Annotated in this window: 13 protein-coding genes; all 13 read right to left on the bottom strand. The window is 47.0% G+C overall.

The annotated features are described in order from the left end of the window. Nucleotides 1-11 precede the first annotated feature (11 nt). Nucleotides 12-1,505 (bottom strand): NADH-quinone oxidoreductase subunit M, encoded by a 1,494-nt coding sequence (locus ACO0K2_RS04010; protein WP_423015939.1) that lies wholly within the window; start codon nt 1,503-1,505, stop codon nt 12-14. 26 nt (nt 1,506-1,531) lie between these two features. Then, entirely contained in the window at nt 1,532-3,595 is a 2,064-nt protein-coding gene (gene nuoL / locus ACO0K2_RS04005; protein WP_423015937.1) for an NADH-quinone oxidoreductase subunit L, read from the bottom strand. A gap of 81 nt (nt 3,596-3,676) precedes the next feature. After that, a complete protein-coding gene (gene nuoK / locus ACO0K2_RS04000) occupies nt 3,677-3,985 on the bottom strand; it encodes an NADH-quinone oxidoreductase subunit NuoK (protein ID WP_423015935.1) in 309 nt (102 codons plus the stop codon). A 1-nt stretch (nt 3,986) separates the two neighbouring features. Beyond that, nucleotides 3,987-4,619 carry an NADH-quinone oxidoreductase subunit J gene (locus ACO0K2_RS03995; protein WP_423015933.1) on the bottom strand — a complete coding sequence of 211 codons (633 nt, stop codon included), beginning with the start codon at nt 4,617-4,619 and terminating at the stop codon, nt 3,987-3,989. A 16-nt stretch (nt 4,620-4,635) separates the two neighbouring features. Continuing rightward, nucleotides 4,636-5,124 (bottom strand): NADH-quinone oxidoreductase subunit NuoI, encoded by a 489-nt coding sequence (gene nuoI, locus ACO0K2_RS03990; RefSeq protein ID WP_423015931.1) that lies wholly within the window; start codon nt 5,122-5,124, stop codon nt 4,636-4,638. 13 nt (nt 5,125-5,137) lie between these two features. Beyond that, the gene (nuoH, locus tag ACO0K2_RS03985) at nt 5,138-6,202 is read right to left on the bottom strand and encodes an NADH-quinone oxidoreductase subunit NuoH (protein WP_423015929.1); all 1,065 of its coding nucleotides are present in this window, start codon (nt 6,200-6,202) and stop codon (nt 5,138-5,140) included. Then, complete coding sequence (nuoG, locus tag ACO0K2_RS03980) at nt 6,202-8,505, bottom strand: NADH-quinone oxidoreductase subunit NuoG (protein ID WP_423015927.1); 2,304 nt, start codon at nt 8,503-8,505, stop codon at nt 6,202-6,204. Before nuoG ends, nuoH begins: the two co-directional genes overlap by 1 nt. Nucleotides 8,506-8,537: 32 nt before the next feature. Beyond that, nucleotides 8,538-9,833: an NADH-quinone oxidoreductase subunit NuoF gene (nuoF, locus tag ACO0K2_RS03975; RefSeq protein WP_423015925.1), complete on the bottom strand. Its 1,296-nt coding sequence runs from the start codon at nt 9,831-9,833 to the stop codon at nt 8,538-8,540. Continuing rightward, nucleotides 9,833-10,321: an NADH-quinone oxidoreductase subunit NuoE gene (gene nuoE / locus ACO0K2_RS03970; RefSeq protein ID WP_423015923.1), complete on the bottom strand. Its 489-nt coding sequence runs from the start codon at nt 10,319-10,321 to the stop codon at nt 9,833-9,835. Before nuoE ends, nuoF begins: the two co-directional genes overlap by 1 nt. 35 nt (nt 10,322-10,356) lie before the next feature. Continuing rightward, nucleotides 10,357-11,610 (bottom strand): NADH-quinone oxidoreductase subunit D, encoded by a 1,254-nt coding sequence (locus tag ACO0K2_RS03965; RefSeq protein WP_423015921.1) that lies wholly within the window; start codon nt 11,608-11,610, stop codon nt 10,357-10,359. Further along, complete coding sequence (locus ACO0K2_RS03960) at nt 11,610-12,206, bottom strand: NADH-quinone oxidoreductase subunit C (RefSeq protein ID WP_423015919.1); 597 nt, start codon at nt 12,204-12,206, stop codon at nt 11,610-11,612. Before ACO0K2_RS03960 ends, ACO0K2_RS03965 begins: the two co-directional genes overlap by 1 nt. Nucleotides 12,207-12,235: 29 nt before the next feature. Further along, a complete protein-coding gene (locus tag ACO0K2_RS03955) occupies nt 12,236-12,712 on the bottom strand; it encodes a NuoB/complex I 20 kDa subunit family protein (protein ID WP_186911854.1) in 477 nt (158 codons plus the stop codon). Nucleotides 12,713-12,718: 6 nt separating this feature from the next. Continuing rightward, nucleotides 12,719-13,078, bottom strand: a complete 360-nt coding sequence (locus ACO0K2_RS03950) for an NADH-quinone oxidoreductase subunit A (RefSeq protein ID WP_423015917.1) — start codon at nt 13,076-13,078, stop codon at nt 12,719-12,721. Nucleotides 13,079-13,101 lie beyond the last annotated feature (23 nt).

Genomic DNA, 13,101 nt, shown 5'->3' with positions numbered 1-13,101 from the left:
TATATCCTTAGTTAGAGTGGCAACTTAGAAACAGCCACATGCTTCAAAAGATCACTTACTGAGACTTGCATTGCATCAGTGAATGGCGCTGGATAGAGCCCCATCGCAATGACTGCAATCGCCAATACACCCAGCATAAAAAACTCGCGCTTATTAATATCGCTTAAATGAGCGACATGGTCGTTCGTGATTTTACCGAAGACAACACGCTTCACCATCCACAACGAATAAGCTGCACCGAAAATCAACGCCGTCGCAGCCAACATGCCGATCCAGAAGTTAAACTGTACAGCACCGAGAATAACCATAAACTCACCAACGAAACCAGATGTCGCTGGCAGACCGCAGTTCGCCATCGAGAACAACACAAACAGGGCAGCAAATTTAGGCATTTTGTTCACAACACCACCGTAATCAACGATCTGACGGGAGTGCACTCGATCATACAAGACACCGATACACAAGAACATCGCACCGGAAATAAATCCGTGAGAAATCATCTGAACGATCGCACCTTGCATTGACATGGCGTTAAACATAAAGAAGCCCAGTGTCACGAAACCCATATGTGCAATCGAAGAGTACGCCACCAGCTTTTTCATGTCTGCTTGAACTAATGCAACCAGACCGATATAAATCACCGCGATCAAAGACAAAGTGATCATAAAGCCGGCCATGTAATGGCTCGCATCCGGCGCGATTGGCAATGAGAACCGCAGGAAACCGTATGCACCCAGCTTCAACATGATAGCGGCCAACACCACAGAACCACCGGTAGGCGCTTCAACGTGCGCATCTGGCAACCAAGTATGGACTGGCCACATTGGTACCTTGACTGCAAACGCCATTAAGAACGCACAGAAAACCAAAACTTGCTCCGTCATGCTTAATGGCAGTTGGTGCCAAGAAAGGATGTCGAACGAGTGACCTGCTTTGATGTACAGATAAATAATCGCAACCAATGTCAGCAAAGAACCCAGCAAGGTGTAAAGGAAGAACTTAAACGCTGCATACACGCGGTTAGGACCACCCCAAATACCAACAATGATGTACATCGGGATCAACGTTGCTTCGAAGAACACATAGAACAGCATTCCGTCGAGCGCAGAGAACACACCGATCATTAAACCTGACAGGATCAAAAACGCGCCCATGTACTGAGCGACTTGTTTCTCGATGACTTGCCACGCAGCGATCACGACGATCACCGTGATGAAAGCAGTCAGCGGAACCAGCCAGAGAGAGATGCCGTCAATGCCGAGTGAATAGAAAACGTTGAATTTCTCTATCCAGGAAAACTTTTCAACGAACTGCATCCCATGGGCGTTGTTGTCGAAATGGGTAATCAAAGGAATCGTGACAAAGAAACTTGCCAATGAACCGATGAGAGATACACCACGTACCAGACCAGGATTTTCATCCCGTCCGAAAGCTAATACAAAGAGGCCAAACGCGATCGGACACCAAATCGCTAGGCTGAGTAAGGAGGAAGTTGACTGCATCATGATTATATTTTTATAGCCGAGGTCACTTATTTAGCAAAAGGGAATGGCATGAAGTACACAAGGAACCCCAGAACACCCAAAATCATTACAAAAGCATAGTGATAGATATAACCACTCTGGAACAAACGAATGCCTCGCGAGAACCATCCAACCAATTTCGCGCTGCCATTGACTACCAACCCATCAATCAAACCTTTGTCACCGATGTTCCACAGACCGCCACCCAACAAGCGAGCGCCGCCAGCAAATACGATCTCGTTGAACTTATCCATGTAGTACTTGTTATCAAGCACGTTGTAGATAGCACTGGAATTCTTTTTTATCGCTGTCGGAATCGCTGGCTTTACCATGTAGAAGAAGTAAGACGTAACAACACCTGCCAATGCCAACCAGAATGGCAAGGATGTGAATGCGTGACGGGCCATTGCGACAGGACCTTGGAACTCATCTTTCAGTTCCTCCATTGCCTTGTGCGCTTCATTCACAGTAATGACTTTTTCAAAGAATGCACCAAACAACATTGGCTCGATCGCGATGAAACCGATGATCACAGATGGAATAGCAAGCATGACCAATGGGAACCACACAACGAATGGAGACTCATGTGGCTTTTGACCAGGAGCAAGTCCATGATGTTCATCATGATCGTCATGTGCATCATGAGCGTCGTGTGCGTCGAGTCCATGCGCATCATGTCCGTGTGCATGACCAAAGTTTTCTTTACCGTGGAACACGAGGAAATACATCCGGAAAGAGTAGAACGCTGTCACAAACACACCAGCTAAGGTTGCAAACTGAGCAAACCCTGCACCTGGCAAGTGAGATGCTTGTACTGCTTCGATAATACTGTCTTTCGAATAGAAACCCGAGAAGAACGGTGTACCAATCAATGCCAAAGAACCGATTAAGGAGGTAATCCAAGTGATTGGCATGTACTTACGCAGACCGCCCATATTGCGGATATCCTGATCATGATGCATACCAATAATCACAGAACCCGCAGCCAAGAATAACAATGCCTTAAAGAATGCATGGGTCATCAAATGGAAGACGGCCACAGAGTATGCAGAAGCACCCAGCGCGACAGTCATGTAACCCAACTGAGACAATGTCGAGTACGCAACGACACGCTTAATGTCGTTTTGAATAATACCCAAGAAACCCATAAACAAGGCGGTAATGGAGCCGATCACCAAAATGAATGACAACGCAGTATCTGACAATTCAAATAATGGTGACATACGGGACACCATGAAAATACCGGCCGTCACCATCGTCGCCGCGTGAATCAACGCAGAAATTGGTGTTGGACCTTCCATCGAGTCTGGCAACCATACGTGGAGCGGGAACTGCGCAGATTTACCCATTGCACCGATGAACAAGCAAATACAAGCAACAGTGATCAACATCCAGTGTGTGCCTGGCAACAATAATTTCGCCAACTCTTCTTTCTTCGCAAATACTTCGGCGTAGTTCATCGAACCCGCGTAGGCGAGGATCAAGCCAATGCCGAGAATAAAGCCAAAGTCACCGACACGGTTGACCAAGAAAGCCTTCATATTGGCGTAGATTGCTGTTGGTTTGGTGTACCAGAAACCGATCAGCAAATACGACACGAGACCCACTGCTTCCCAACCGAAAAACAATTGCAGGAAGTTGTTGCTCATGACAAGCATCAACATTGAGAATGTGAACAACGAAATATAAGAGAAGAAACGGTTATAACCTTCATCTTCATCCATATACCCGATTGTGTAGATATGGACCATCAGCGATACAAAGGTGACCACGCACATCATCATTGCTGTCAGGTTATCGACTAAGAAGCCGACTTCCAGTTTCAACCCTGCCACCTGCATCCACTGATACAACGTCGCATTATAAATTGGTGCCCCATCAATTAATGCATTCAATGTCATGCAAGAAATGATGAAAGCCACCAATACACCAAGTATTGTTGCTGTGTGTGAGACTTTACGTCCCACGACATTACCGAAGAACTTGGTGCCCAGCAAACCCGCAATGGCAGATCCTGCCAGTGGTGCCAGAGGTACAGCCAATAATAGTTGTGGGTTAAGTTGCCCCGCCATGATGACCCTTTTGTTAGCTTGTTACTTTTTTAAATCGCCAGCGAATGAGGGATCGCCCCAACTTGGGGCAATCCATCCACATTATCCCTTGAGTGCGTCCAAATCTTCAACGTTAATCGTGTCAAGACTACGAAACATGACAACAAGAATCGCTAAACCGATTGCCGACTCAGCAGCAGCAACCGTCAAAATGAAAAACACGAAAATTTGTCCTGCCGCATCACCCAGGTAATGCGAGAACGCGATGAAGTTCATATTCACTGCCAACAACATCAACTCAATTGCCATCAGCAATACGATGATATTTTTTCGATTCAAGAAAATACCGACAATCGAAATCGCGAATAAGATTGCACCTAAAATCAGAAAGTGCGTGAGTGTCAGCGCCATATTAATTCCCCTGCTTTTCAGTAGCTGCTAAGGTTGCACGATCCGATTCAGCTTTCATCTTCACGATACGTACGCGGTCTTTACTTTGTACTTTCACCGCTTGGGCTGGATCGACATATTTGCTGTCTTTACGACGACGCAGTGTCAACGCCACAGCTGCAACGATCGCTAACAAGAGAATCGCCGCCGCTACTTCGAATGCTAACTGATAATGATTAAAAATCACTAGACCCAGATTTTTTGTATCACCAATATTGTCGCCGTTCGCATGGTGTTGTGTGTCAATGCGTAAGAAACCGCGCCACAACACAGCAGACATCTCGAGTACAACAACAACACCGACTGTTGCAGCCAAAGGAAATTGACTCCAAAAGCCAGCTCGCAATTTATCGAGGTCAATGTCGAGCATCATGACCACAAATAGGAAGAGCACCATGACCGCGCCGACATACACTAAGACGAGAACAATCGCGAGAAACTCGGCTTTTAAAAGCATCCAGATACCGGCGGCTGTAAAAAATGCCAGCACTAAAAACAATGCGGCATGCACAGGGTTACGAGCAGTAATCACCTGCGTGGCGGCTAGCACCAAGATCGCTGCAAAAACATAAAATAATGCGGTTGAAAATTCCATATCGAAACCGTTCCAATTATCTGTAAGCTGCGTCAGCAGAACGTGCTGCGGCAATTTGAGTTTCGTAGCGATCGCCTACGGCCAACAACATCTCTTTTGTAAAATACAAATCGCCGCGTTTTTCGCCGTGATATTCCAGCACATGTGTCTCGACGATCGAGTCAACAGGGCAGGATTCTTCGCAGAAACCGCAGAAAATGCATTTTGTCAGATCGATATCGTACCGCGTTGTACGACGCGAGCCGTCTTCGCGCTGATCAGACTCGATCGTGATCGCCATCGCAGGACAAACCGCTTCACACAGCTTACAAGCGATACAACGCTCTTCACCATTAGGGTAACGACGTAAAGCATGTAACCCACGGAAACGTGGTGATTGCGGTGTTTTTTCTTCCGGAAATTGGACAGTAATTTTGCGGGCGAACATATAGCGACCGGTCAAGGCCAATCCCTTAATCAGTTCGCGCAGCATCAGGCTGCCAAAAAAATCTTTAATTGCTTCCATTTTCTTCAGCCTCTTACTTCCAAATATTCCACGGCGTTTGCATCCACGCAGCGACAAATACCAAATACACTAAAGTCAGTGGGATAAACACTTTCCAACCCAGACGCATGATTTGATCGTAACGGTAGCGTGGGAAAGATGCACGTGCCCAGATAAACATGGAAACAACGATAAAAGTTTTGATACCGAGCCAGATCCAACCTGGGATGAAATCCAAGAAGCTAACTGGGGAAGACCATCCACCCAAGAACATCAACGAGGCCATCGCGGAGATCAAGATCATGTTGGCATACTCAGCCAAGAAGAACATCGCGAACGACATACCCGAGTATTCGACCATGTGACCAGCAACAATCTCAGACTCACCTTCAACCACGTCGAAAGGATGGCGATTCGTTTCAGCGATACCAGAAATCACGTAGACCACAAAAATTGGCAACAATGGCAACCAGTTCCACGACAGGAAATTCAATCCCATGTGCGCAAAGTAACCTTTTGTTTGACCGTTGACGATGTCAGTGAGATTTAAACTGCCGGACACCATCAAAACGATGACGAGGGCAAACCCCATTGCAATTTCATACGAGACCATCTGAGCAGAGGCACGCATCGCACCTAAGAACGCATACTTCGAGTTGGATGCCCAACCTGCGATAATGATGCCGTAGACTTCCATCGACGTGATCGCCATGACTAATAACAAACCAGCATTCACGTTAGCTAGTACTGTCTCAGGACCAAATGGAATCACAGACCATGCTGCCAACGCTGGCATGATCGTCATGATCGGGGCCAGAATAAACAATACCTTGTTTGCTTTCGCTGGAACGATAATTTCTTTCAACAGCAATTTAACCGCGTCAGCGATCGGCTGTAATAAACCAGCAGGACCAACGCGATTTGGACCCAGACGAATGTGCATCCAACCAATCATCTTACGTTCCCACAAAGTGAGATACGCCACACATCCCATCACCGGCAATGTAATACAGACGATTTTCACTAAGGTCCAGATCAGCGGCCAGAAATAGCCAAAGAAACCTTGCCCTAAACTTTCAATAGTGAGCAGCAAACTCATTACGCACGCTCCACAGTAATCGGTCCGAACATGCCGTCAAGATTGCTGGTCGTTTCGTGACCTGCAGCAACCTTCACCACATTGCTTGGAAGTGATTGATCAATACCAACGCTCAACAATATCGAGCCACCTTTTGTGAACTTGACCATGTCACCGCTGTTGACGCTTAATTGCTGTGCCAATGCTGGGCTAATCCATGCCAATGTTGCTTGCGCATCTGCTGTTTTTTGCAAAGACTCTGCGCGGCGAACGATACCATCTGTACTGTAGATCGAAACATTGGTCACACGCTCAAAGCCTGACGCTGCTGCCACGGTTGTTGGTGCAATATTCGCAACGTTGTTCAATACTGCTGCGACATCTGCCTTCGCTAAAACATCATCACGAATTGCTTCAGCTGTTTCGAAATCAAAGTTCTCAAGACCGAGCAAATTACCCAATACACGCAATACTTTCCATGCTGGACGGGTATCACCGAGCGGCTTCACGACACCGTGGAAACTTTGTACGCGGCCTTCGCAACTCACAAATGTACCGGAAGTCTCAGTGAATGGAGAGACTGGCAATAACACATCCGCGTAGTCAGTACCATGTTTGAATGGCGACATCACGACAACCATATCAGCTTGCGCCAATGCAGCCTTGGCTTGCACTGGATGTGCGGAATCCAACGTTGGCTCCGCGTGCAACACTACGTATGCTTTCTTCGCTTCAGAGAAAACTGGTTTCGCAGACTGCGTTGGCAACGCATTGGCAATGTAACCACCAACCGTGTTAGCGGCTTCAGTGAGGTAACCAAAAGTCGCCTCTGTATTTTTTGCAATCCACTCTACCAAAGCGTGCAATTTTGACGCTTCTGGATGATAGGACGCTGTATTACCCATGAATACACCAGCTTGACCAGCGATCAGGCTGTCAGCAATCTTGGATGCTGTCTCTGTCGCGACAACTGATTCCAAACCTGTTGGTACAGTAATTTGTTTTTTAGCAGCGACAGCAACGGCCACTTCAGCCAAGAAAGAAACCCACGCAGATGGGGCCAAAATCGCTTTGTTCGTCAACTTAATCAGTTGCTCATCATCACTCGCATTGAGAACACTTAGCTTTGTGCCCAACTTGACAGACTGACGCAAACGCGACGCTAAAACTGGGTGGTCTTTACGCAAGAAAGAACCAACGATGAAGACGTTTTTAAGCTTACCGAATTCACTGATCGATGTACCGAGCCATGGCTTGATTTGACCATTCAGACTGAAATCAGCCTGACGCAAACGGAAATCGACATGATCAGAACCTAAACCGCGCACAACGCGCTGCAACAAAGACAATTCTTCTAAAGTGGAATGCGGTGCAGCAACAGCCGCAATCGCGTCTGCCCCGTGTTCATGACGCACATTACGCAAACCATGAGCAACGTATTCCAATGCTGTTTGCCAATCAGTTTCTTGCCACTGACCACCCTGCTTGATCATTGGTTTCGTCAAACGCTCAGCGCTGTTTAACGCTTCATAAGAGAAACGATCTTTATCGGAAATCCAGCATTCATTGATGTCTTCGTTTTCCATCGGAACAACGCGCATCACTTTGCCGTTTTTGACCTGAACAATCAGATTGGAACCAAGAGCGTCGTGTGCACTAACAGACTTACGACGGGACAATTCCCATGTACGTGCAGAGTAACGGAATGGTTTTGATGTCAGTGCGCCAACTGGGCACAGATCAATCATGTTACCGGACAATTCGGAATCAACTGTTTGTCCAACAAACGACGTGATTTCAGAGTGCTCACCACGGTTGAGCATGCCGAGTTCCATTACGCCAGCGATTTCCTGACCGAAACGAACGCAGCGTGTGCAATGAATGCAACGGCTCATTTCTTCCATGGAAACTAACGGTCCTACATCCTTGTGAAAAACAACACGTTTTTCTTCTTCATAGCGGGATGTTGTGCCACCGTAACCGACAGCCAGATCCTGCAATTGACACTCACCACCCTGATCGCAAATCGGGCAATCAAGCGGATGGTTAATCAGCAGGAATTCCATTACGGCTTTTTGTGCCTTCACCGCTTTATCGCTTGAGGAACGCACGATCATACCTGGCGTGACTGGTGTCGCGCAGGCTGGCAGTGGTTTCGGCGCTTTTTCAACCTCGACCAAGCACATACGGCAGTTAGCCGCAATGGATAATTTTTTGTGGTAGCAAAAATGGGGGATGTACGTGCCAAGTTTATTGGCGGCGTCCATCACCATACTACCCTCTAGGACTTCGACTTTTTTGCCGTCTATTTCGATTTCAACCATGGTTTACTCTAAGTGTGCTAACCGAATCTGGCTTACAGGTAAGTAGGAACCAAGCAATGCTTATGCTCGATGTGATATTCAAATTCTTCGCGGAAATTCTTGATAAATGCACGCACTGGCATCGCAGCCGCATCACCCAACGCACAAATCGTTTTGCCTTGGATATTGTCTGCAATGGAGTTCAGCATATCGAGATCTTCAGGACGCCCCTGACCGTGTTCAATACGGTGAACCATACGGTACAACCAACCAGTACCTTCTCGGCATGGCGTGCACTGACCGCAGGACTCTTCAAAGTAGAAGTAGGACAAGCGCAATAAGGATTTCACCATGCAACGGGTTTCATCCATCACGATCACAGCACCGGAACCCAACATGGAGCCCGCTTTAGCGATCGAATCGTAATCCATATCTGTTGCCATCATCACGTCACCAGTCAACACTGGCATAGATGAACCACCTGGGATAACCGCTTTGATTTTCTTACCGTCGCGCATGCCACCAGCCAACTCCAACAGCGTTGCGAATGGTGTGCCAAGCGGAACCTCATAGTTACCTGGCTTTGCTACGTCACCAGACATCGAGAAAATTTTCGTACCGCCGTTATTAGGCTTACCAAGTGCAGCGTATTTCTCACCGCCCATTGCAAGCACAAACGGCACTGCCGCGAATGTCTCAGTATTGTTGATCGTTGTTGGCTTACCGTACAAGCCAAAGCTCGCTGGGAATGGCGGCTTAAATCGTGGCTGTCCTTTTTTACCTTCCAAGGACTCTAACAGTGCGGTTTCTTCACCACAGATGTAAGCACCATAACCATGGAATGCATGCAGCTGAAATGAGAAATCAGAGCCAGCGATGTTATCACCTAACATACCTGCAGCACGGGCTTCTTCAATCGCTTCTTCAAAGCGATCGTAGTCAGCAAAAATCTCGCCGTGGATGTAGTTATAACCAACAGTGATGCCCATTGCATAGGCACCAATAGCCATACCCTCGATTAATGCATGAGGGTTATAGCGAATAATGTCGCGATCTTTAAATGTACCCGGCTCGCCTTCATCCGTGTTGCAGACCAAGTATTTTTGACCTGGGAACTGACGTGGCATGAAGCTCCATTTCAGGCCAGTTGGGAAACCAGCACCGCCGCGACCACGCAGGGAAGATGCCTTCAATTCGGCAATAACCTGCTCCGGTGGAATTTTTTCAGACAAAATACGCTTCAGAGACTCGTAACCACCGCGGGCAACGTAGTCTTGTAAGTGCCAATTTTTCCCGTCCAGACCAGCCAGAATCAAAGGCTTAATATGGCGATTATGCAGACTCGTCATTATTTACCCGCCTCTTTCAGTTCGTTCACCAATGTATCGATCTTATCGTTCGACATCAGGCTGCACATGCGCTTGTTATTCACCAACATCACAGGCGCATCACCGCAAGCGCCCATACATTCACCTTCGATCAACGTAAATTGACCATCCGCTGTCGTTTCTTTGTAATCAATACCGAGCTTTTGCTTGAGGTGATGCGCAGCGCGCTCTCCACCAGACAAAGCACATGGTAAGTTGGTACAAACAGAAATTTTGAATTTCCCAACAGGTTTCGTGTTGTACATGTTGTAGAAGGTCGCAACCTCCTGAACTGCAACCGCGGGCATACCGATGTAATCTGCCAAAGTCTGCATGACTTCTGGAGATATCCAACCGGTTTCATCCTGAGCAATAGCCAACGCTGCCATAACAGCAGATTGCCGTTGGTCAGCCGGGAACTTTGCAAGTTCGCGATCAATTTTTTTAAATGCCTGCTCTGATAACACCATAGCTAATGCCTCGAATCGACGCTGAAAAGCGTCTTTTATCTATCAATCTCACCAAACACAATATCCTGAGTACCGATGATGGTTACAGCATCAGCAATCATGTGACCCTTTGCCATTTCATCCAGACCCTGCAAATGCGCATAACCTGGCGCACGGATCTTGAGACGATAAGGTTTATTTGCACCATCGGACATCAAGTAAATACCAAATTCACCTTTTGGATGCTCAACAGCAGAGTACGCCTCACCCGCAGGAACATGGAAACCTTCAGTGAACAGTTTGAAGTGATGGATCAACTCTTCCATGTTTGACTTCATATTCACACGATGCGGCGGTGCCACTTTGTGATTATCAGAAATCACAGGACCAGGATTATTTCTCAGCCACTCAACACACTGTTTGATAATACGATTGGACTGGCGCATTTCTTCAACGCGAACCAAATAACGGTCATAACAATCGCCATTAACACCAACGGGAATATCAAAGTCGAGCAAATCGTAGATTTCGTATGGTTGCTTTTTACGAAGATCCCATTCGATACCTGAGCCACGCAACATCGGACCAGTGAAACCTTTCGCCAAAGCGCGTTCAGGGCTCACAACACCGATCCCAACCAAGCGCTGCTTCCAAATACGATTATCAGTCAACAGCGTTTCGTACTCGTCAACATAACCAGGGAAACGATTTGTGAAGTCTTCGATAAAATCCAACAAGGAACCTTGACGGTTCTCGTTCATTTCACGCATTACTTTCGCATTTTTCAATGCAGATGTCGTGAACTGAGGCATCTTTTCAGGAAGATCGCGATAAACACCACCCGGACGGTAGTAGGCAGCATGCAAACGTGCACCAGAAACTGCCTCGTAGCAATCCATCAAATCTTCACGCTCACGGAATGCGTACAAGAAAACTGCCATCGCACCAACGTCAAGCGCATGAGCACCGATCCACATTAAGTGATTGAGGATGCGAGTAATTTCGTCAAACATTACGCGAATATACTGAGCACGCATCGGCACTTCGAGGCCGAGCATTTTCTCAATAGCCATCACATACGCATGCTCATTGGACATCATCGACACATAGTCAAGACGATCCATATAAGGCACGGACTGCAGGAATGTTTTTTGTTCAGCCAATTTTTCTGTTGCACGGTGCAACAGACCAATGTGCGGATCCGCACGCTGAATAACCTCACCATCCAACTCCAAAACCAGACGCAAAACACCATGCGCCGCCGGATGTTGAGGACCAAAGTTGAGGGTGTAATTCTTAATTTCGGCCATTATTTGATCCCGTAATTTTCTTCACGGATAATACGTGGTGTATTTTCGCGTGGCTCAATCGTAACTGGCTGATAAACCACACGCTTTTGCTCTGCGTCGTAGCGCATTTCAACATAACCAGAGACAGGGAAGTCTTTTCTGAATGGATGACCGATAAAACCATAGTCAGTCAAAATACGACGCAGGTCATTGTGACCATCAAACAGAATACCAAACAAATCAAAGGCTTCACGCTCGTACCAGTTCGCACCATTCCACACATCCACCAAAGATGGAACTACCGGCATTTCATCGTCCGCAGCAAAAACACGCACGCGCAACCGAACATTATTTTTTACAGAAAGCAAATGAGAGACGACCGCAAAACGAGCCCCCTCCCAAGTACCATCACCGTAGGCGGAATAATCAACACCACACAGATCAATCAATTCTTCAAAACGAGTATCCGGATGATCGCGCAATTCACGCATCACCTCAAGATAGTGAACAGGAGAGACCACAATCGTGAGCTCTCCAAGGGCATTTTTCAAATCGACGAGGCGATCACCTAATACGGCCTTAATCGCCGCCTCAAGATTTTCTAATTTAGTTGTCATAGTTAACGGCTGCCTTAGCATTCGCGCAATTAGCGTGCGATGGTATTAGTACGTTTAATCTTGTTCTGAAGCTGAATCACACCATAGATCAGCGCTTCCGCTGTTGGCGGGCACCCTGGAACATAGATATCAACCGGAACAATACGATCACAACCACGAACAACAGAATACGAATAGTGATAGTAACCACCACCATTAGCGCACGACCCCATGGAAATAACCCAACGCGGCTCAGCCATCTGATCGTAAACTTTACGCAACGCCGGCGCCATTTTATTGCACAGCGTGCCTGCCACAATCATCACGTCCGATTGACGTGGCGATGGACGGAACACAACACCAAAACGATCCAAGTCATAACGGGATGCGCCTGCATGCATCATTTCAACAGCACAGCAAGCCAAACCAAACGTCATTGGCCACATCGAACCGGTACGCGTCCAGTTAATCAGCTTATCAGCCGTCGTTGTGACAAAACCTTCGTTTAATACACCTTCAATAGCCATAATCCATCACTCCCAATCCAGAGCGCCTTTTTTCCAGATGTACCAAAAACCAACACCGAATTCGAGCACAAAACCCACCATGATCAAAAAGCCTGTCAAACCCAAATCACGCAAGGACACAGCCCACGGGAAAAAGAAAGCAGTTTCAAGATCAAAGAGAATAAAGAGAATTGCGATAAGGTAGTAGCGTACATCAAATTTCATACGAGCATCTTCAAACGCTTCGAAACCACACTCATATGCTGATGTTTTTTGAGAATCTGGCTTGTAAGGAGCAAGGATACGTCCTAACAGTTGCGGCACCACTCCAACACCAATGCCGACCAGAATAAAGAGAAGAACTGGGAAATAATTTTCGAGGCTCACGTTAGGCTACCTGTAATTGAACG

It is taken from the genome of Undibacterium sp. MH2W, from assembly GCF_049340215.1.
Taxonomy (GTDB): Bacteria; Pseudomonadota; Gammaproteobacteria; order Burkholderiales; family Burkholderiaceae_D; genus Undibacterium.
The sequence above is the reverse complement of the archived record's forward strand: the minus strand, read 5'-3'. Positions and strand labels throughout refer to the sequence as shown.

Bases quoted from the DNA above. Each gene is read 5' to 3' on its own strand.
- nuoH (WP_423015929.1), bottom strand. From the start codon at position 6,202: ATGAGTTTGCTGCTCACTATTGAAAGTTTAGGGCAAGGTTTCTTTGGC.
- ACO0K2_RS03960 (WP_423015919.1), bottom strand. From the start codon at position 12,206: ATGACAACTAAATTAGAAAATCTTGAGGCGGCGATTAAGGCCGTATTA.
- nuoF (WP_423015925.1), bottom strand. From the start codon at position 9,833: ATGACGAGTCTGCATAATCGCCATATTAAGCCTTTGATTCTGGCTGGT.
- ACO0K2_RS03955 (WP_186911854.1), bottom strand. From the start codon at position 12,712: ATGGCTATTGAAGGTGTATTAAACGAAGGTTTTGTCACAACGACGGCT.
- ACO0K2_RS03965 (WP_423015921.1), bottom strand. From the start codon at position 11,610: ATGGCCGAAATTAAGAATTACACCCTCAACTTTGGTCCTCAACATCCG.
- nuoI (WP_423015931.1), bottom strand. From the start codon at position 5,124: ATGGAAGCAATTAAAGATTTTTTTGGCAGCCTGATGCTGCGCGAACTG.
- ACO0K2_RS03995 (WP_423015933.1), bottom strand. From the start codon at position 4,619: ATGGAATTTTCAACCGCATTATTTTATGTTTTTGCAGCGATCTTGGTG.
- nuoE (WP_423015923.1), bottom strand. From the start codon at position 10,321: ATGGTGTTATCAGAGCAGGCATTTAAAAAAATTGATCGCGAACTTGCA.
- nuoK (WP_423015935.1), bottom strand. From the start codon at position 3,985: ATGGCGCTGACACTCACGCACTTTCTGATTTTAGGTGCAATCTTATTC.
- nuoG (WP_423015927.1), bottom strand. From the start codon at position 8,505: ATGGTTGAAATCGAAATAGACGGCAAAAAAGTCGAAGTCCTAGAGGGT.
- nuoL (WP_423015937.1), bottom strand. From the start codon at position 3,595: ATGGCGGGGCAACTTAACCCACAACTATTATTGGCTGTACCTCTGGCA.
- ACO0K2_RS04010 (WP_423015939.1), bottom strand. From the start codon at position 1,505: ATGATGCAGTCAACTTCCTCCTTACTCAGCCTAGCGATTTGGTGTCCG.